This is a genomic window from Quadrisphaera setariae (genome assembly GCF_008041935.1).
Taxonomy (GTDB): domain Bacteria; phylum Actinomycetota; class Actinomycetes; order Actinomycetales; family Quadrisphaeraceae; genus Quadrisphaera; species Quadrisphaera setariae.
Genome location: NZ_VKAC01000005.1, coordinates 134,319 through 151,988, shown reverse-complemented (window position 1 = coordinate 151,988; position 17,670 = coordinate 134,319). Strand labels below are relative to the sequence as shown.

General features: G+C 75.6%; 14 protein-coding genes. 5 read left to right on the top strand and 9 right to left on the bottom strand.

From position 1 onward, the window contains the following. Positions 1-116 precede the first annotated feature (116 nt). The 3 genes from FMM08_RS09665 to FMM08_RS22990 are packed head-to-tail and all read left to right on the top strand — an operon-like array spanning position 117 to position 3,014. Complete coding sequence (locus FMM08_RS09665; protein WP_147926157.1) at positions 117-1,127, top strand: toxic anion resistance protein; 1,011 nt, start codon at positions 117-119, stop codon at positions 1,125-1,127. Further along, positions 1,124-2,125, top strand: coding sequence for a hypothetical protein (locus FMM08_RS09660; protein ID WP_147926156.1), 1,002 nt, complete (start codon positions 1,124-1,126; stop codon positions 2,123-2,125). Before FMM08_RS09665 ends, FMM08_RS09660 begins: the two co-directional genes overlap by 4 nt. 13 nt (positions 2,126-2,138) lie before the next feature. Beyond that, positions 2,139-3,014 (top strand): hypothetical protein, encoded by an 876-nt coding sequence (locus tag FMM08_RS22990; protein ID WP_187279663.1) that lies wholly within the window; start codon positions 2,139-2,141, stop codon positions 3,012-3,014. Positions 3,015-3,023: 9 nt separating this feature from the next. On the opposite strand, the gene FMM08_RS09650 is transcribed toward FMM08_RS22990, so the two are convergent. The 8 genes from FMM08_RS09650 to metG form a co-directional block, all read right to left on the bottom strand. Then, positions 3,024-4,886, bottom strand: coding sequence for an ABC-F family ATP-binding cassette domain-containing protein (locus FMM08_RS09650; protein ID WP_147926155.1), 1,863 nt, complete (start codon positions 4,884-4,886; stop codon positions 3,024-3,026). A 54-nt stretch (positions 4,887-4,940) separates the two neighbouring features. Beyond that, entirely contained in the window at positions 4,941-5,930 is a 990-nt protein-coding gene (locus tag FMM08_RS09645; RefSeq protein ID WP_147926154.1) for a 4-(cytidine 5'-diphospho)-2-C-methyl-D-erythritol kinase, read from the bottom strand. A gap of 49 nt (positions 5,931-5,979) precedes the next feature. After that, positions 5,980-7,473 carry a sugar transferase gene (locus FMM08_RS09640; protein ID WP_147926153.1) on the bottom strand — a complete coding sequence of 498 codons (1,494 nt, stop codon included), beginning with the start codon at positions 7,471-7,473 and terminating at the stop codon, positions 5,980-5,982. Between the two features lie 158 nt (positions 7,474-7,631). Beyond that, entirely contained in the window at positions 7,632-8,552 is a 921-nt protein-coding gene (gene rsmA, locus FMM08_RS09635) for a 16S rRNA (adenine(1518)-N(6)/adenine(1519)-N(6))-dimethyltransferase RsmA (protein WP_147926152.1), read from the bottom strand. Positions 8,553-8,588: 36 nt separating this feature from the next. Further along, positions 8,589-9,707, bottom strand: a complete 1,119-nt coding sequence (locus FMM08_RS09630; protein WP_187279662.1) for a resuscitation-promoting factor — start codon at positions 9,705-9,707, stop codon at positions 8,589-8,591. 311 nt (positions 9,708-10,018) lie between these two features. After that, positions 10,019-10,900 (bottom strand): TatD family hydrolase, encoded by an 882-nt coding sequence (locus tag FMM08_RS09625; protein ID WP_255472224.1) that lies wholly within the window; start codon positions 10,898-10,900, stop codon positions 10,019-10,021. A 156-nt stretch (positions 10,901-11,056) separates the two neighbouring features. Further along, complete coding sequence (locus tag FMM08_RS09620) at positions 11,057-11,971, bottom strand: hypothetical protein (protein ID WP_147926149.1); 915 nt, start codon at positions 11,969-11,971, stop codon at positions 11,057-11,059. 271 nt (positions 11,972-12,242) lie between these two features. Then, positions 12,243-14,039: a methionine--tRNA ligase gene (metG, locus tag FMM08_RS09615; protein WP_147926148.1), complete on the bottom strand. Its 1,797-nt coding sequence runs from the start codon at positions 14,037-14,039 to the stop codon at positions 12,243-12,245. A gap of 143 nt (positions 14,040-14,182) precedes the next feature. On the opposite strand from metG, the gene FMM08_RS09610 reads away from it, so the two are divergent. Both FMM08_RS09610 and FMM08_RS09605 read left to right on the top strand, forming a co-directional pair. Next, positions 14,183-15,388, top strand: coding sequence for a hypothetical protein (locus FMM08_RS09610; RefSeq protein ID WP_147926147.1), 1,206 nt, complete (start codon positions 14,183-14,185; stop codon positions 15,386-15,388). A 151-nt stretch (positions 15,389-15,539) separates the two neighbouring features. Then, on the top strand, positions 15,540-16,910 hold the full coding sequence (locus FMM08_RS09605; protein ID WP_147926146.1) for a hypothetical protein: 1,371 nt from the start codon (positions 15,540-15,542) through the stop codon (positions 16,908-16,910). On the opposite strand, the gene FMM08_RS09600 is transcribed toward FMM08_RS09605, so the two are convergent. Next, positions 16,879-17,661 carry a hypothetical protein gene (locus FMM08_RS09600; RefSeq protein ID WP_147926145.1) on the bottom strand — a complete coding sequence of 261 codons (783 nt, stop codon included), beginning with the start codon at positions 17,659-17,661 and terminating at the stop codon, positions 16,879-16,881. The two genes, FMM08_RS09605 and FMM08_RS09600, sit on opposite strands and share 32 nt — an antisense overlap. Positions 17,662-17,670: the final 9 nt, after the last annotated feature.

Sequence of the window (17,670 nt, the reverse complement as noted above, 5' to 3'; positions counted from 1 at the left end):
GCCCGGACGGGTCGAGCGGCCCCAGGCGCGGCAGAGCGTCGGTTCGGTGCCTGCGGCCAGCAGCGTCCACAATGGGGGCAGGCCGCCCACCGCCGCAGGAGGAGGAGTCGCTCCGGATGCCCGACCCGTCGGACCGCCTGCTGGACCTGGGCGCGGCCCCCGTGGAGGTCGTCCCGGAGGACGAGGCCGCTGGCCTGGTCCCGCTCGACCCCGCCACCCGCGCGGCGCTGGTCGAACGGGCCCGCGCGTTCGTGGACGACCTCGCGAGGACGGACCCCCGCAGCCCTCAGTTCCAGCGCACGCTGGACGACGTCGCCCGCCTGGGCCAGCGCGACGTGCGCGCCGCCTCCCAGGTCTCCCACCGGCTGCTGCAGCGCCCCTCGTCCCGCCCCGGGGGGGCAGCGACCGACGCCCAGGAGCAGGTGGCAGACGCCCTGGCCGCCCTGCGCCGCACCATCACCGACCTCGACCCGGGCCGTGCCGACCCGCGCGGCCCCCGCCGCCTCCTGGGGCTGCTGCCCGGGGCGAAGCAGGTCACCCGCCCTGCCGAGTACCACCAGGACGCGCAGCGCCAGCTCGACGGGATCGTCCGCGCCCTGGCCACCGGCCAGGACGCGCTGCGGCGCGACAACGCCGCCATCGAGCAGGAGGAGGCCGAGCTGCGGGTCGTGAGGAGCAGGCTCACGCGGCACGCGGTGCTGGCCAGGGCCCTGGACGCCGCCGTCCAGGAGAAGGTCGCCGAGCTGTCGCTCACCGACCCGGAGGCCGCCGACGCGCTCGCCGGCGCAGCGCTCTTCCCCGTCCGGCGGCGCCACCAGGACCTGCAGGCGCAGCTCGCGGTCAGCGCCCAGGGCCACCTCGCGCTCGACCTCGTGCGCCGCACCAACGCCGAGCTCATCGAGGGGGTCGACAGGGCGCAGACCACCACGGTGGCGGCGCTGCGCACCGCCGTCGTCGTGGCGCAGGCGCTGTCGCGGCAGCAGCGGGTGCTCGACCAGGTCGGCGCCCTCAGCTCCGCGGTGGACGTGGAGGCGCTGCACCGCGCCGTCGAGGAGGTGCTCGCCGCGGTGGACGCCGTCGACACCTCCGGGCTCCAGGCCGCGGCCCAGGGCGGGGGCCGTCCGTGAGCACGCCGCCTGACGGCACGGACAGCACCCGCAGCACCGGCAGCGCTGACGGCGCCGGTCCTGCGGGCCAGCAGGCGCGCACCGAGCGCCCGGAGCTCGCCGAGCTGCGCGCGCGCTCGGCGGAGGTGGCGCGCCGGGTCGGCCAGGACGTCGGCCGACAGGTCGGCACGGCCGCGCGCCGCCAGGGGTGGCGGGCGCGGAAGTCGGCGTGGCTGCTGCTGCCGGTGGCGGGGCTGCCGTGGGTGGGGTTCGGGTACATCGGGTGGAAGGCCCGCCGCCCGCAGTGGGCCGGTGCCGCGGCGGTGCACCTGGGGGTGTCGGCGGGGGCGGTCACCGCGCTGACCGCCGGCGAGTGGTGGACGACCGTCCTGGGCGTGCTCGTCGCCGGTGGCGGCTGGGGCGCCGGCGTGGTCCACGGCCTGGTCGCGAACCCCCGGTGGCTGCGCACCAGCGCGGCGCTGTCGCCCAACCCCTCGGCCCCGTGGCTGCCGCCGCTGACCGGGGCGTCGTCGTCCTCAGCCCTCCTGGCGGGGGCGGGCGGAGCGGTCACCGCGGACCCGGCCGAGCGGGCGGCCCTGCACCAGCTCAGGCTGGAGGAGCTGGTGGAGGTGGCCGCGCGCGCCGGCACGGCCCTGCCGCCCGCGGTGCTGCCCCTGGTGCGCGAGGTGCACGACGCCGCCCTGCCGCTGCTGGCCCGGGCCGCCAGCCGCGGCCGGCCGGTGCCGGCGCTCGACCTGTACGAGGTGGAGGCCGTGGTGGGCGAGCACCTGCCCGCCGCGCTCGGGCAGTACCTGGCGCTGCCGCCCGGCTACGTGCCCGACACCGCAGCCGGCGGCCCCACGCCCGCCGAGGCGCTGCTGGCGCAGCTGCGGTCGATGGTGGACCTGCTCGCGGAGGTGGCTGAGAGGGTGCACGAGCACGACGCCCGCGAGCTGCGCGTGCAGGCGGCCTTCCTCGGCGAGAAGGTCCGCCGCTCGGACCTGGACCTGGACTCGTGAGCGGAGGAGCGGCGTGAGCAAGGAGGACAAGGACGACGACAAGGCCGCCGAGGCCGAGGCGCGCGACATCGAGCGCTACGGCATCGACGAGCGCACCCTCACACCGATCGGGCTGACCACGCCGAGCGGGAGGTTCGTTCCCGAGGTGGTCGTCAACGTCGTGCGCTTCACGTGGCTGGGCGTGTGGATCGCGCTGTTCGCAGCGGGGTGGACGGCCGCGGCGCTCGTGGTGATGTTCGCGTGGGTCGCCGCGAACGGCGCCTACGCGAAGCACCGGCAGGTGCTGCGGCGCGAGCGCAAGCGCCAGATCCAGGCGCACATCGCCGCGCGCGGCGGTCTCCCCGCGGGCAGCGGCGCTGCCGCGGCGGTCTCCCCCAGCGAGGTCCCCGCGGCGCTGGCCAGCGCCCCTGCGGCCCCCGGTCCGGCGACCTCCGAGCGGCAGGCCCCGACCGAGCCGGCGCCGTCGCTGTCAGCAAGCCCCGCCGAGCGCGCGCTGTCGCGGACGCTGCGCCGGGTGGAGACCTCCGAGCGCTTCGAGCGGCGCGACGCGGTGCTCGTCAGCGAGCTCGCCGACGTGCTCTTCCCGCTGCTCGCGAAGGTGGCCGAACCGGACGCCGACCCGCTGGTCCGCCAGGACGTCGAGAAGATCGCCACCGAGCACCTGCCCGACAGCGTGGACGCCTACCTCGCGCTGCCCGCCGAGCACGTCCGCACCAGCCGCAACTCGGCGGGGCGCACGCCCCTGGAGGAGCTGCGCACCCAGCTCGACCTGCTCCTCACGGGGTGCGAGCAGCTGCAGGAGGCGGTGCTGCGCTCCGACGTGGCGCGCCAGCAGGCGCAGTCGCGCTTCCTCGAGGAGAAGTTCCGCCCCAGCGGCCTGGACCTCTAGCGGGGAGGTCTACCCAGCGGCCTCGGCGGCCTCCAGCCACTCCTCCTCCAGCGCCTCCTTCTCGGAGAGCAGCTCGCGCAGCTCGGCGTCGAGCTTGGCCGCCGCAGCGTAGTCAGCGGCGCTGGCGGCGAGCGCGTCGTGGAGCTTCGCCTCCTTCTCGGAGAGCTTGGCCAGCTGCCGCTCCAGGCGCGCCACCTCCTTGCGCGCGGCGCGGGCGTCGGCAGCGCTGGCCCCGGTGGGCTGCGTCGAACCGCCCCGGTCGTCACGGGAGGACGACGACGCGGTGGCCACGGAGGTGGCGGCTGCGCCCGCGACCCCCGCGCCGGCGTGGCGCAGGCGCAAGTACTCCTCCACCCCGCCCGGGAGGTCGCGGATCGCGCCGTCGCCGAGCAGCGCCACCTGGCGGTCGGTGGTCCGCTCCAGGAGGTAGCGGTCGTGGCTGACCACCACGAGGGTGCCGGCGAAGCCGTCGAGCACGTCCTCGACGGCGGCGAGGGTGTCGGTGTCGAGGTCGTTGGTGGGCTCGTCGAGCAGCAGCAGGTTGGGCCCGCGCACCAGCAGCCGCGCGAGCTGCAGGCGGCGGCGCTCGCCACCGGACAGGTCGTGCACGTGCGTCCAGGCGCGCGCCGCGGGGAACCCGAGCCGCTCCACCACCGAGGAGGCGGTGAGCTCCTTGCCGGTGGCGACGTCGAGCACGCTGGTGGCCTCGCGCTCCACCGTCTCCAGGACGCGCTGGTCGGCCACGGCGTCGAGCTCGCGCAGGTCCTGGCTGAGGACGCCGGTCACGACCGTCTTGCCGAGCTTCACGCGCCCGGCGTCGGGCTGGACCTGCTGCAGCAGCAGCTTGAGCAGGGTGGTCTTGCCCGAGCCGTTCACCCCGACGACCCCGATCCGGTCCCCCGGCCCGAGGCGCCAGGTGACGTCGTCGAGGAGCACCCGTCGCTCGTCGCCCTCGCCCACGGCCAGGGACGCGCCCTCGACGTCGACGACGTCCTTGCCCAGCCGGGCCGTCGCGGTGCGCGCCAGCGCGAAGGAGTCGCGCGGCGGCGGCTCGGCGGCGATGAGGGCGTTGGCCGCCTCGATGCGGAAGCGGGGCTTGCTCGTGCGCGCCGGTGCGCCGCGGCGCAGCCACGCCAGCTCCTTGCGGAGCAGGTTGTCGCGCCGCTCGGCGGTCACCGAGGCGATGCGGGCGCGCTCGGCACGGGCCAGCACGTACGCGGCGTACCCGCCGTCGTAGGAGTCGACCACGCCGTCGTGCACCTCCCACGTCCTCTCGACCACGGCGTCCAGGAACCACCGGTCGTGCGTGACGACCACCAGCGCGCCCTGCGAGGGCTGCCAGCGGGTGCGCAGGTGCTCCGCGAGCCACGCGACGCCCTCGACGTCGAGGTGGTTGGTGGGCTCGTCGAGGAGCAGCACGTCGTCGTCGCCGGCCATGAGCCGCGCGAGCGCGACGCGGCGCCGCTGACCGCCGGAGAGCTGGCCCACCAGGGCCTCCGCGCCACCGGGTGCGGCGGCCGGGCCCTCCAGCATGTCGCCGAGGAGGCCGTCGAGCACGGACCGGATCCGCGCGTCGGAGGCCCACACGTGGTCGGGCACGTCGCCCACCACCGCGCGGCGCACGGTGTGCGAGGGGTCGAGGTCGTCGGTCTGCGACAGCACGCCCATCGTCGTGCCGCGGCTGCGCGTGGCGCGGCCGCCGTCGAGCACCTGCGTGCCGGCCAGCACGCGCAGCAGCGTCGACTTGCCGTCACCGTTGCGGCCGACCACGCCGACCCGCGCGCCGTCGTCGAGTCCGAGGGAGACGCCGTCCAGCACGGTGCGGGCGCCGTGGACGACGGTCGCGCCCTCGAGGTTCAGGAGGTGGGCCACACCCCCCATCCTCCCCGACCGCGCAGGTGGGCCCGTCGCGCGCTCAGCGCACCGTCACCTCACCGTGGGGTTCGCTCCCGTGGAGGGGTGGAACGGGGAGGGCGCCACGGCGTCGACCTGGCGGGCGCCGTGCACCGGCCCGGTGACCCGGCGCACGTCGGAGGTCAGCCCGGACGCCGTCAGCGCCACCGCCAGCTCCAGCGCCGCGGACCTGTCGGGCACCAGCAGCGCCACCGTGGGCCCCGACCCGGAGACCAGCGAGCCGAGCGTGCCGTGGTCGCGGCCGAGGTCGAGCACGCGGCGCAGCGCCGGGCGCAGGGAGCAGGCGGCGTCCTGCAGGTCGTTGACCAGCGCGGCGCCCAGCGCGGCGGCGTCACCGCTGCGCAGCGCCTGCGCCAGCCCGCCCGGCACCTCCGCGTCGAGCGCGGGGGCCTGCTCGCCGGCGTCGGCGAGCAGCCGGTCGCGCTCGCGGTACACCGCCGGGGTGGACAGGCCCTCGTCGGCGAGGGCCAGCACCCAGTGGAACTCCCCGCGCGCCAGCACCGGCGTCAGCTGGTCACCGCGGCCCACGCCCAGCGCTGTGCCGCCCATGAGCGCGAACGGCACGTCAGCGCCCAGCTCGGCGCCCATGCGCTCCAGCTCGTCGCGACCGGCGCCGGTGCCCCACAGCAGGTCGCAGGCCAGCAGCGCGGCAGCGGCGTCGGCGGAGCCGCCCGCCATGCCGCCGGCCACGGGGGCGCTCTTGCGGATGGAGAGGGCGACGTCGGCGGGCACGCCCGCGCGCTCGGCCAGGAGGTGGGCGGCGCGGACGGCGAGGTTGGAGCCGTCGAGCGGGGTCGAGGCGGCGCCCGTGCCGCGGACCGAGACCGTCACGCCCGTCACCCCGTCGCGCGGGAGGGAGGCGCTGACCTCCTCGAAGACCGAGACGGCCTGGTAGACGCTCACCACGTCGTGGTAGCCGTCGTCCTCGAGCGCGCCGACGCGCAGCGCGAGGTTGATCTTGGCAGGGGCCCGGACGACCACCCGCTCCCCCGGTGCCGTCACCCGGCGAACCCTACGGGACTCCGCGCTCGCCCCCTCACCCGAGAGCGGGTCAGTAGGCGCCGCGGCTCCGGACGACGGCGCCGAAGGTCTTCCACAGGATCATGAAGTCGAACCCGAACGACCAGTTCTCCACGTAGCGCAGGTCCAGGCGCACCGACTCGTCCCAGTCCAGGTCGGAGCGGCCGTTGATCTGCCACAGACCCGTCAGGCCCGGCTTGACCAGCAGCTTGCGGCGAGCGTCGTCGCCGTAGACGGCCACCTCGCGCGCCAGCGGCGGGCGCGGACCCACGAGCGACATGTGGCCGAGGAGCACGTTGAACAGCTGGGGCAGCTCGTCCAGCGACAGGCGGCGCAGCACCCGGCCCACGCGCGTGACGCGCGGGTCCTCCTTCATCTTGAACAGCACCGCGTTGCCCTCGCTGGAGGCGGCGAGGTCGCGCAGGCGCGCCTCGGCGTCCACCACCATGCTGCGGAACTTCAGCATCCCGAAGGTGCGGCCCTCCAGGCCCACGCGCTCCTGGCGGAAGAAGACCGGCCCGCGGCTGTCCAGCTTGATGGCCAGCGCGATGCCCACGAGCACGGGCGCCAGCACGAGCACGCCCAGGCCGGAGGCGACCCTGTCGAAGGTGCCCTTCACGAGGCGGCGGAACCCGGTGAGCTCGGGGCGCTCCAGGTGCAGCAGCGGCAGGCCGCACACCGGGCGGATCGCCACGCGCGGTCCGACCACCTCGGTGATGGCGGGCGCCACGTACAGCTCGGCGTGCGTGTCCTCCAGCACCCAGCCCAGGCGGCGCAGGAACGCGCCGTCGACCTCGGGGGTGGGGAGCACGGCCACGGCGTCGACGCCCTCGGCCACGCTGACGTCCGCGGCGTCGTCCAGGGTCCCCAGCACCGGGACGCCGAGCAGCGCGAGCGCCTTCTCCTCGGCGTCGGGCCGCCCGGAAGCGGTGGGGGGCAGGCAGACGCCGGCCACCCGCATGCCGTGGTAGCTGGCGCGGCTGATCTGGCGGACCATCGCGAGCACGCCCTCGCGGTGGCCCACCACGAGCACCGACTGCATGTGGTTGCCGCGGTCGCGCTGGGCGTGCAGCCACTGGCGCGTCGCGTACCGCAGCACCAGCACGAGGAGGGTGCCGAGCGGGATGGCGATGATCACGTAGCCGCGGGCGATGTCCAGCTGGAACGCCCACGACGTCGTCCCGACGGCGGCGAGGGTGAAGATGCTCGCGCGGAGCACCCTGTCGTACTCCTCGCTGCCCAGGCCCATGAAGCGCGCCTCGTAGGCGCGGAAGACGAACAGCGCCGCGAACCACGCCACGGGGATGATGGCCAGCATCCCCAGGCTCTGCAGCGGGTGGGAGTGGGCGGAGCCGAAGCGCAGCAGGTACGCCAGCAGCGTCGCCCCGAGGATCGCGAGGAGGTCGGCGGCCACCACGCGGCGCTGGTACGCCGGCGCCCAGTGGGTGCTGGGCCTGGCGACCCGGTTGATGCGACCGGGGAGGGCGAACGCGGTGTCCGCCACCGGATGGACGTCCAGCGTCATGCGATCCCCTGTCGTGGAGGCGCCGGGGGCGCAGCGGAGCCGAGCCCAGGACGCATCGTCATCGAGCCCTGCACTACTTCTACTGGATGGGCACAGCGCGTGACCGGATTACTCCGGATTTGCCCATCACCACTTCCCCCGGCGAGGGACGACCCGCCTCAGGCACCCGCCGCGCGCGCCTCGGCGATGCGGGCGAAGGCGGTGACGTCCAGCCGCTCCCCGCGCAGGGTCGGGTCGACCCCGGCCGCGCGCAGCACCTCCTCGGCGCGGGCGGGTGAGCCCGCCCACCCCGCCAGCGCGGCGCGCAGCGTCTTGCGTCGCTGCCCGAAGGCGGCGTCGACCACGGCGAAGACGTCCTCCCGCGAGGCCGTCGTGCTCGGCGGGTCACGGCGGACGAGCCGCACGAGGGCGCTGTCGACGTTCGGCACCGGCCAGAACACCTGCCGGCCCACCGCGCCGGCCATCGACGCCTCGGCGTACCAGGCCGCCTTGACGCTGGGCACGCCGTAGACCTTGCTCCCGGGGACGGCGGCGAGCCGCTCGGCCACCTCGGTCTGCACCATGACCAGCACCTGCTCCAGCTGCGGCATCCGCGCCAGCAGCGTCAGGATCACGGGGACGGCCACGTTGTACGGCAGGTTTGCCACCAGCTTGGTGGGGGCGCCGGCAGCGGCGCCCGCCCCGCCGGCCAGCGCGGGGAGGTCGTGCACGTCGAGGGCGTCGGAGCGCACCACCTGCAGGTGCGCGGCCAGGCGGCCGTCGGGGTCGGCGGCGAGGTCGGGGCGGCGGGCCGCCACGGTGGCCGGGAGCTCGGCGGCCAGCCGCTCGTCGATCTCGACGACGACGACGCGGGCTCCCGCCGCGAGCAGCGCCAGCGTCAGGGAGCCCAGCCCGGGGCCGACCTCCAGCACCACGTCGCCCGGCTGCACGCCCGCCTTGGCGGCGATGCGGCGCACGGTGCCGGCGTCGTGGACGAAGTTCTGGCCGAGCTGCTTGGTCGGGCGCACGCCGAGACGGCCCGCCAGGGCCCGCACGTCAGCGGGTCCCAGCAGGCCGTCGTCAGCTGGAAGCGTGTTCAGGGTGTCGAGGCTAGACGATCGCCGGTGGGCGGGGCGTCAGCGCAGGCCGAGCTTGCGGGTGCAGGACGGCCAGGCGCCCCACCCCTGCGCGGCCTGGACCTTCTGGGCCACGGCGATCTGCTCCTCGCGGCTGGCCGAGCTCGCCGAGCCGGCCCCGCCGTAGGCGCGCCACGTGCCCTGGGAGAACTGCAGCCCGCCGTAGTAGCCGTTGCCGGTGTTGATCGACCAGTTGCCGCCGGACTCGCACTTGGCGATGGCGTCCCACACCGAGCCGCCACCGACCGCGGGAGCCGCCGCCGGGGCGGGCTTCTCCTTGGTGCCGGTGACCTGCACCTGCGTCACGGGGGGCGTGGTGACCTTCGGGGCGCCGACCTGGTTCTTCGAGACCTGCTGGCCGTCCTTGGTGACCACCTCGAAGGTGGTCTGCTGGACGCCCTTGACGCCCTTGGTGGTGATGTCGGTGTCGCCCTTGTACAGGTCACCCGACTCGGTGCTCTGCGTCTCGAAGGGGATCGCCGAGTCCTCGGTGACCTTCTGCTTGACGATGCGGAAGACCTGCAGCGCGGCGCCGTCGACGACGGTGTCGGTCAGCGGCGCGGAGGCCTCGTCGTCGGGGCCGAGGGTGACGCCGGCGGCCTGGAGCAGGTCGGCGTAGGTGGCGCCGGTGGACGTCACGGGCGTGGTGGCGCCGTCGACGGTGACCTGCACGGTCTTGGGGGTGCTCACCGTCAGCGCCATGCCGGCGCGGCCGAGCGGCGCGGAGCGGGAGGCGGAGACGGCGGCGCCGTCGGCGCGCACCTGGAGGTCGGAGAGCGCGTCGCCCACGGTCAGGGCCGTGGTCCAGCGGGTCTGGGTCTTGCCGTCCACCGTCAGCGTGATCGGGCGGGCGTGCCGCACGACGATCGTGTCGCCGTCGCCGACCTTGGCGGTCTCGGGCAGGGAGACCGCGTCGCGGCTGCCCAGCTCCACGTCCGCGGCGGACAGGGCCGCGTCGACGGTGGTGCCGAACATGCGGACCTGCTGGGTGCGCCCGTCGACGTCCAGGTTGACGGTCGTGTCGTTGGCGGCCCAGGCGGCGGTCCCTGCGACGAGGGCGGTGACGACGACGGCCTGGCCCGCGATGCGGGTCGCCCGGCCGGAGGGGATGAGGCGCACGAGTTCCCTAGCTTCGGTGTCCCCGGGCACAGGAACCGGACGGCGCTCACGTGCAGCTGCCTGGCGGCGAGGTGCGCGCGCCGGCGGCTCGGCCCGGCGACGCCCGCGGTGGCTGGGAAGCGGGGCGGTCTCGCTGAGGGAGTCGTCGTCCGGGACGTTTCCGATCCCGGCTGTCGGGGTACGACCGTAGGTGGACGTGCCCGATTCGTCCAGACCTCGCCTGCGCGGACGCGGAATGTTGAAGGTTTCTTGACCTTCCCACGCCTCTTCAGTGGCGCACCCGGGGGGAAGGGTGACGGTCTGTGTGGACATCACCACTGACCGTAGAGGAATTCACTGCTCAGGCTCAGGATTCCCACCAGTTCCTCTTCGTCGTGTCGCGTCACGCCCGCCACAGCGCGGACCGTGAGCGGCACGAGGTGGCTCCCGTTCGGCCGTCCGCGGTGCGGCACCGGGGTGAGGTAGGGGGCGTCGGTCTCCACCTGGAGGATGACGGGCGGCACCGCGGCGACCGCCTCCCGGAGGACGTGGTTGTTCTTGAAGGTGACCGTCCCGGCGATGCTCAGGTACCAGCCGTTCTCGGCGCACACGCGCGCCATGGCGGCGTCGCCGGAGAAGCAGTGGAACACCACCCGCTCCGGGGCGCCCTCGGCGCGAAGCACGTCGATGACCTCCGCGTGGGCGTCGCGGTCGTGGATCTGCAGGGTCGCCCCCGTGCGCTTGGCGATCGCGACGTGCGCGGCGAAGCTGTCCAGCTGCGCGCGGCGGGCGGCGTCGTCGTCCCAGTCGGTGCGGAAGGAGTCCAGGCCGGTCTCCCCCACCACGCGGATCCGGTCGTTGGTGGTGACGAGGCGCTCGACCTCCTCGAGCGCCGCGTCGAGCTGGCCGCGGCGGGCCAGCTCGGGCGCCTCGTTCGGGTGGACGGCCACGCCGCCGAGCAGCTGCGGCCAGCGGCGGACGGCGCGGTCGGTCCAGGTGCGCGCGGCGGCGTCGCAGCCGATCTGCACCGCGCGCGGCACGCCCGCGGCCGCGGCGGCGGCGAGGAGGCGCTCGACGTCGTCGTCGTCGAGGTGGTCGAGGTGGGTGTGGTCGTCGACCACCCCCGCGCCGCCCGCGAGGGACAGCGGCTCCGGGACCGGCGGGTACCCCTCCGGCAGCTCGGGCAGCTCCGTCACGTCACGGCTCTCCAGCACGCCGTCCACCCTGCCCCACGCCGCCCTCACCCCGATGTTGCGCCCCATGACGCGGACGACCGCCCCATGGGTCGGCGTTCGGCCCCATCGAGCCGGACGATGGGGCGACTCTCCGAGCCAAGGGGCGCGCATCCGGGCGATGGGGCGGGACGAGGCTCACCAGCGGAGACCTGCCTTCCGCAGCTCGTCGCTGACCCAGCGCACGACGTCGTCCGGCTGTGCCATCACCTCGCGCGAGGAGACGACCACCTGGGTCCACCCGTGCTCGCCGGTCCGCCGGTTGCGGCGGATGTCGCTCTCGTGCTGGAGGTCGGCAGCGTGGTGGGGTCCATCGATCTCGAGAGCGACCTTCACGGACTCCCACTGCAGGTCGGGCCAGATCTTCGCCGCGCCCTCACGAGGCAGTGCCGCACCGAAGTGGCTCGCCTCGGGCACACCGGCAGCGAGGAGCACGAGGCGCGCTCGCGTCTCGACGGGTGAGCACACCTCGTAGCGGACCTGGGCGAGGACTCGGCGCGCCTGGGGCTGCTGGCTCAGGGGAAGCCTCTCGACAGCGGCGGACATCGCAGCGCGGTCGTCCTTGAGCCGCCTGAGCACGGCGTCACCGAGGGCGATGGCGCTCTCGGTGTCGAGGTCGGCGCACCGGTCCGCCCAGAGGTCCTCGAGCGCCGGAAGCCCGACATCACCGATGATCCAGCGGCGGGCGGCCGGGTGGAGGGGGCGGGCTCGCACCGTCACGCCCAGCCGTTCAGGACCGCGGGTCCCAGCAGGGACGGCGATCGTCACGTCCCGGTCCATCGCCGGCCGCGCCCCGAAGGGCGTCGGCAGTCCGAGGATCTCGACGGCGTCCGCTCCGGTGACCACGCTCCCCGGAGGCGCCGTGAGCAGCGCGCAGTGCGCGCGCAGCAGCAGTGACCACCCCAGTCCGGTGCTGACTCGTACTCCTCGGTACGGCGCGCGGAGGTCGGATGACCTCATCCGCTTGTCGCTCACCCCCAGCTTCCGCGCCTCGGCCACGGTGAACGGGCGCTGGCGCAGCTGGGCCGGGAGCGGGGTCCTGACGTGAGGCACCCGTGCACCGTGGCGCAGCCGAGAGTCCGCTCGCTGGGTCCGAGGCACTGCCTGTGGACAGAGGTCCGCATGCCATGCCCCGAGCTTCCGCCCCTTGCCACGAGTTCCCGCCCCGTGGAAGCCCTTCATGGGGCAGGAACTCGCGGCAAGGGGCGTGGATCTACAGGAAGGGGCGGACCTCGTACCGAAACCTCCCCTCAGGCGCCGAGGACGCCGAGGCGGACGGACTGCACCCCTCGTGCCAGCGCGCCCGAGTGATCCCGAGGAGGGATCAGGCGTCGCCGCGCAGGCGGGCCAGCTCCTCCTCGACCACCGACTCGTCGAGCTTGGTGAAGATCGGCGACGGCGCCGCCACCGGGGTGCCGGGCACCACGTCGCGCGGCGCCCACGCCGGCGCGGCCGAGTAGTCGCCGGTGATGACCGGGTAGCCGGGGCCGCCGTCGAGGTCCTCGACCTCGGCGATGACCGGCATCGGCTGGAACTCCCCCGACCCGCCCAGCGCGCGGTGCACGAGGGAGGAGGAGTGCGGCAGGAACGGCGACAGCAGCGTGTTGAGGTCCACCACGGCCTGCGCCGCCACGTGGAGCACCGTCTCCATGCGCGCCGGGTCGGTCTTCTTGAGCTGCCACGGCGCCTGCGCGGCCAGGTAGCGGTTGGCATCGCCGGCCAGCCGCATCGCCTCGGTGATGGCCGCCTTCTGGCGGTGCCCCTGGATGAGCCCGCCCACGGAGGCGAAGCCGCCGCGCACCGCCGCGAGCAGCGCCTCGTCGTCGTCGGTGAGCGGTCCTGCGGCGGGGATCGAGCCCACGTTCTTGGCGATCATCGACGCGGTCCGGTTGACGAGGTTGCCCCACGTGGAGACCAGCTCGTCGTTGGTGCGCCGGACGAACGCCTCCCACGTGAAGTCGGAGTCCTGGTTCTCCGGGCCGGCCACCGCGATGTAGTAGCGCAGCGCGTCGGGCTGGTAGCGGGCGAGGAAGTCGCGCACGTAGATGACCACGCCGCGCGAGGACGAGAACTTGCCGCCCTCCATGGTGAGGAACTCCGAGGAGACCACCTCGGTGGGCAGCTCCAGCGCGCCGTACTCCCCGGGCTGACCGCCGCGCGAGCCCCGGCCGTCGTAGCCGAGCAGCTCCGCCGGCCAGATCTGGGAGTGGAAGGTGATGTTGTCCTTGCCCATGAAGTAGGCGGACCGCGCCTCGGGCGTCGACCACCACTTCCGCCACGCCTCCGGGTCCCCGGAGCGGCGCGCCCACTCCACCGACGCCGACAGGTACCCGATGACGGCGTCGAACCAGACGTAGAGCCGCTTGTTCGGCTGGTCGCGCCACCCGTCGAGCGGCACCGGGATGCCCCAGTCGATGTCGCGGGTCATGGCGCGGGGGCGCACGTCGTCGAGGAGGTTGAGCGAGAACTTGAGCACGTTGGGCCGCCACGCGCCGGCCTCGTCGCGCCCGTGCAGCCACTCCCCCAGCGCCTCCGCCAGCGCCGGCAGGTCGAGGAAGAAGTGCTGGCTCTCGACGAACCGCGGCGTCTCGCCGTTGATCCGCGAGCGCGGGTCGACGAGGTCCACCGGGTCGAGCTGGTTGCCGCAGTTGTCGCACTGGTCGCCGCGGGCGGAGCCGTAGCCGCAGATGGGGCAGGTGCCCTCGATGTAGCGGTCGGGCAGGGTGCGCCCGGTCGACGGGGAGATCGCGCCCATCGTCGTCTGCTCGACCATGTACCCGTTGCGGTGGACGGTGGCGAACAGCTCCTGCGCCACGGCGTAGTGGTTGCGCGTGGTGGTGCGGGTGAAGAGGTCGTAGGACAGGCCGAGGGCCACCAGGTCCTCGACGATGATCCGGTTGTTCCTGTCCACCAGCTCCTGCGGCGTGACGCCCTCCTTCTCCGCCTGCACGAGGATCGGCGTCCCGTGCTCGTCGGTGCCGGAGACCATGAGCACGTCGTGACCCGCCATCCGCATGTAGCGGCTGTAGACGTCGGAGGGGACGCCGAAACCGGCGACGTGGCCGATGTGGCGCGGGCCGTTGGCGTACGGCCAGGCGACGGCGGACAGGACGTGGGTCATGGCACGAGCGTAGTGAGCGCCGACACGCCGAGGTCCGCGAACATCCCACGGCGGAGGGGCCTCGCGCGGCACGCTGGCCGGGTGCCGGGTCTGCCGGCGTCCCGCCGCCTGCGCGGCCGGGTCCAGCGAGCCGTGGAGCACCGATGACGAGCCCCGCCTCGCCGCAGGCAGCGGCGCGGTGCGCGCTCGCCACCGCCGCCCTGACCGCGGGGGTCCTGCTCCTCGCCGCCCCCGCGCAGGCGGCGCTGCTCCCGGAGGGGACGACGACGACGAGCGCGGGCGCCTCGCCGTCCGCTGCGCCCGCGAGCCCCCTGGACGTGTTCGTCACGCCGCCCGGCGACGGTGCGTCCCCCGCGTCGTCGACGGCGGCGGGCTCGGGCTCGGCGACGGCGGGCTCGGGCTCGGCGACGGCGGGCTCGAGCAGCACGAGCGCCGCGCCGCCCCCCTCGTCGAGCGTCCCCTCGGGCACCCCCTCCGGGGCGTCGCCGACCCCGGGCACCACGGCGACCCCCGGCACCTCGGGGACCCCGACCCCGTCTGGGGCGCCGAGCGCGTCGGCGACGCCGTCGGACGCGCCGACCAGCGGCCCCACCACTCCCGCGGCGGACCCGAGCACCAGCCCGACGGGCAGCCCCTCGTGCCCGTCGCCGTCGTCGGCAGCAGCGCCGTCCTCGTCGGCGCCGTCGTCGTCCTCGTCAGCGGCCGCCCCGGCGGCGACCCCGAGCGCGTCGGCGACGGCGAGCCCGACCGAGGCGACCGCCCCGGCTCCCAGCGGCACACCGAGCACCAGCACCACCACCGCACCCGCCGTCGCGACGCCGTCGCCGACGTGCGCCGCCTCCCCCGCGCCGAGCGCCTCGGCCACCTCCCCCGCCGAGGTGCCGACGGCGGCGCCGACGGCGTCCAGCGGCCCGGTCGGCCCCGCGGTGTCGGTGACGCCGGTCGCGCCACGGCGCGCGCAGACGGTCGCGCTCAGCGGCGACCGGCGCTCCTCGACGGCGGGCCGAGGGGTGTCGGTGGCCGTGGCGGTCGCGTCGCTGTCGGGCGCGCTCCCGGGGCAGCGGGTCCCGCTGCCCGTCCCCACCGCGACGCTGCTCGTGGCCACGGACCCCGCGCTCACGGCGCCGACGCCTGACGAGTCGCTGCTGCTCGGCGCCGAGCCCGTTCCCGCAGCCACGCAGGACGCGGCGAGCGCTCCCGCGACCCCCGTGGCCACCGAGGCCGTGAGCTGGCTGGACGACCTCGGCACGTACGGCATGCCGCTGCTCGTGGGCGGGGCGCTGCTGGTCGCGCTGACCGGCTCGTCCGGTCTGCGGCGGCGGCTGGCGCGACGCGGCGGGAGGGACTGAGGACGCAGCCCCTCCACGGCGTGTCGCACACCCCCTTCCGGGGGAGGCGTGTCACGATCGGTGGGTTTGCCTGCGCACAGCGCTGTGCAGCGGGCAGCATGACGATCGGCGCGCCCAGAGGGGTCGCGCCGGACGTCGAGAGGACCCGTTCATGCCGCGCCACCCCGAGAGCCCCCTCGCTCCGGACGACGCCGCACCTGCGGTCCGCAAGGGCGCGCTGCGCGCTGCGGGCGTGCTCGGCCTCGTCGGAGTGAGCGTGGTGGCCGCACCGCTCACGGCACTGGCCTCGACGGACACCCCCGAGCCCAGTGCTGCGCACGCCTCCGAGGACGCGACGCAGCCGTCCGACAGCAGCTCCGCGGCCTCCGAGGGCGGTGACGGCTCCTCGGCCGGCTCGTCCGACGGGACGGACAAGGGCCCCGGCGGCTCGCGCGGCGCGCACCGCGCCGACGACGACGCCGAGCAGGACTCGGACCAGGGCTCCGACCAGGGCTCGGACGACGAGCACGCGACGGACGGCGCTCACGACGGCGACGGTGCGACCGAGCACGAGGAGACCGCGCCCGAGGTGGTCGACGACCACTCCGACGACGACCACGCCGAGGACCACTCGGACGACCACGCGGAGGGTGGGTCCGAGGAGCAGCCCCAGGACCACTCCGACGACCAGCGGTGCGAGCCTGAGCCGCCCACCCCCGACGACGGCCACCACGGCGACGGCGGCAGCACCGACGGCGAGTGGTCCGAGCCGAGCCAGCCCACCCAGCCCGTCGAGGTGTGGCACCCCGACGAGGGCGGCGACCACCACAGCGACCAGCACGGTGACGACCAGCAGCCGGCCGCCGAGCAGCCGGCTTCCGGGCAGCAGCCGGCCGCCGAGCAGCCGGCCGCCGAGCAGCCGGTTTCCGAGCAGCAGCCGGCCGCCGAACAGCCTGCCGCACAGCAGCAGCCGGCCCCGGTGGCGGCGGCGGCTGTCGTGGCGCTCGCCGCGACGGTGACCGAGCCCGCTCCGGCGCCCGTCGCGGTGGCGGTCCCCGCCGTGGCCACCTTCCAGGCCCCGGCCGAGGCTCCCGCTCCGGAGCAGAAGGCCAGCGGCCGCCGCGCTGCGGCCGCGCAGCCGGACAGCGCGTCGCGCTCCGTGCGCACCACCCCCGCCAAGCACCGCGTGCAGGGCCCGGTGGCGCCGGTGGCCGAGCTGCTGCCCGCCGCCGCCGACTCCGGTGCGAGCACCGGCACGACCGCGGACAGCGGGACGGACGCGCTCGCCAGCGGCAGCGGCACGTACGTGCAGGGCGCCCCGGTGGCGGGGTCGGGTGCGGGTGAGAGCTCCGGCGTCGGCACCCGCCTCGGCCCGGTGGCCGTGGCCAGCGGGCCGACCGCGCTGGGCACCGCTCCCACCGGCGGCGAGGAGCAGGGCGGCAGCGAGGGGTGGCTGGTCCCGATGGGCATCGGCCTGGGCCTGGTGGCCGCCCTGGGCGGCGCGGAGGGCGTCATGAGGAAGCGCCGCGCCCGCGCCTCGTGATCGCCGGGGTGCCGCACCGGACTTCACGAACCGGGAGGGATCGGGCATCCTGAGCCCGCGCCGTCCCCCCTGCGGTGCCCTCTCGGCGCGGGTCTGCGCCGACGGACCCCGCTGAGGAGCCCGCCCGTGCGCCCCTGCCCTGGAGACCTCCGGTGACGGCCGTGGTGCGCGGAGCCCGTGCCCTCGGCGTCATCGGCCTGTCGGGTCTGGGCGTGCTCGCGGTCCCGGCCGTCGCCCACGCCGACCAGACCCCGGCGGTGACGGCGTCCGAGTGCGCCCCCGCGGAGCAGGCGGTCACGTCCACCTGCGCGACGACGACGACGCCCCCGTCGGCCTCCGAGGCCCCTGGCGGGGAGTCGAGCACCCCCGAGGCCACCACCAGCCCCTCGTCGGCGGCGTCGCCCGGCGCGACGGCGAGCGCGGACAGCACCGGGTCCGGTTCGCCGTCGTCCACGGGATCGCCCTCGGGGTCGGCGTCGGAGCAGCCGACCGCGGCGAGCTCGCCCAGCGCGTCGGCGACGACGCCGTCAGCGACCACCACGCAGGGCGTGGCCGGGCCGGGCGCGAGCCCCTCTCCCCCCTCGGGTCCGACGACGCCCTCCGGCAGCGGGTCGAGCGCGCCGGTGACCGGTCCGCCGTCGTCGTCCAGCTCGCCGTCCGACGCCTCGCCGTCCAGCTCCCCGGCGCCCTCCGGGTCCAGCTCGCCGAGCTGGTCCTCGCCGTCGGAGGCGCCCGCAGCGTCGCCGGGCACCGGGGCCGT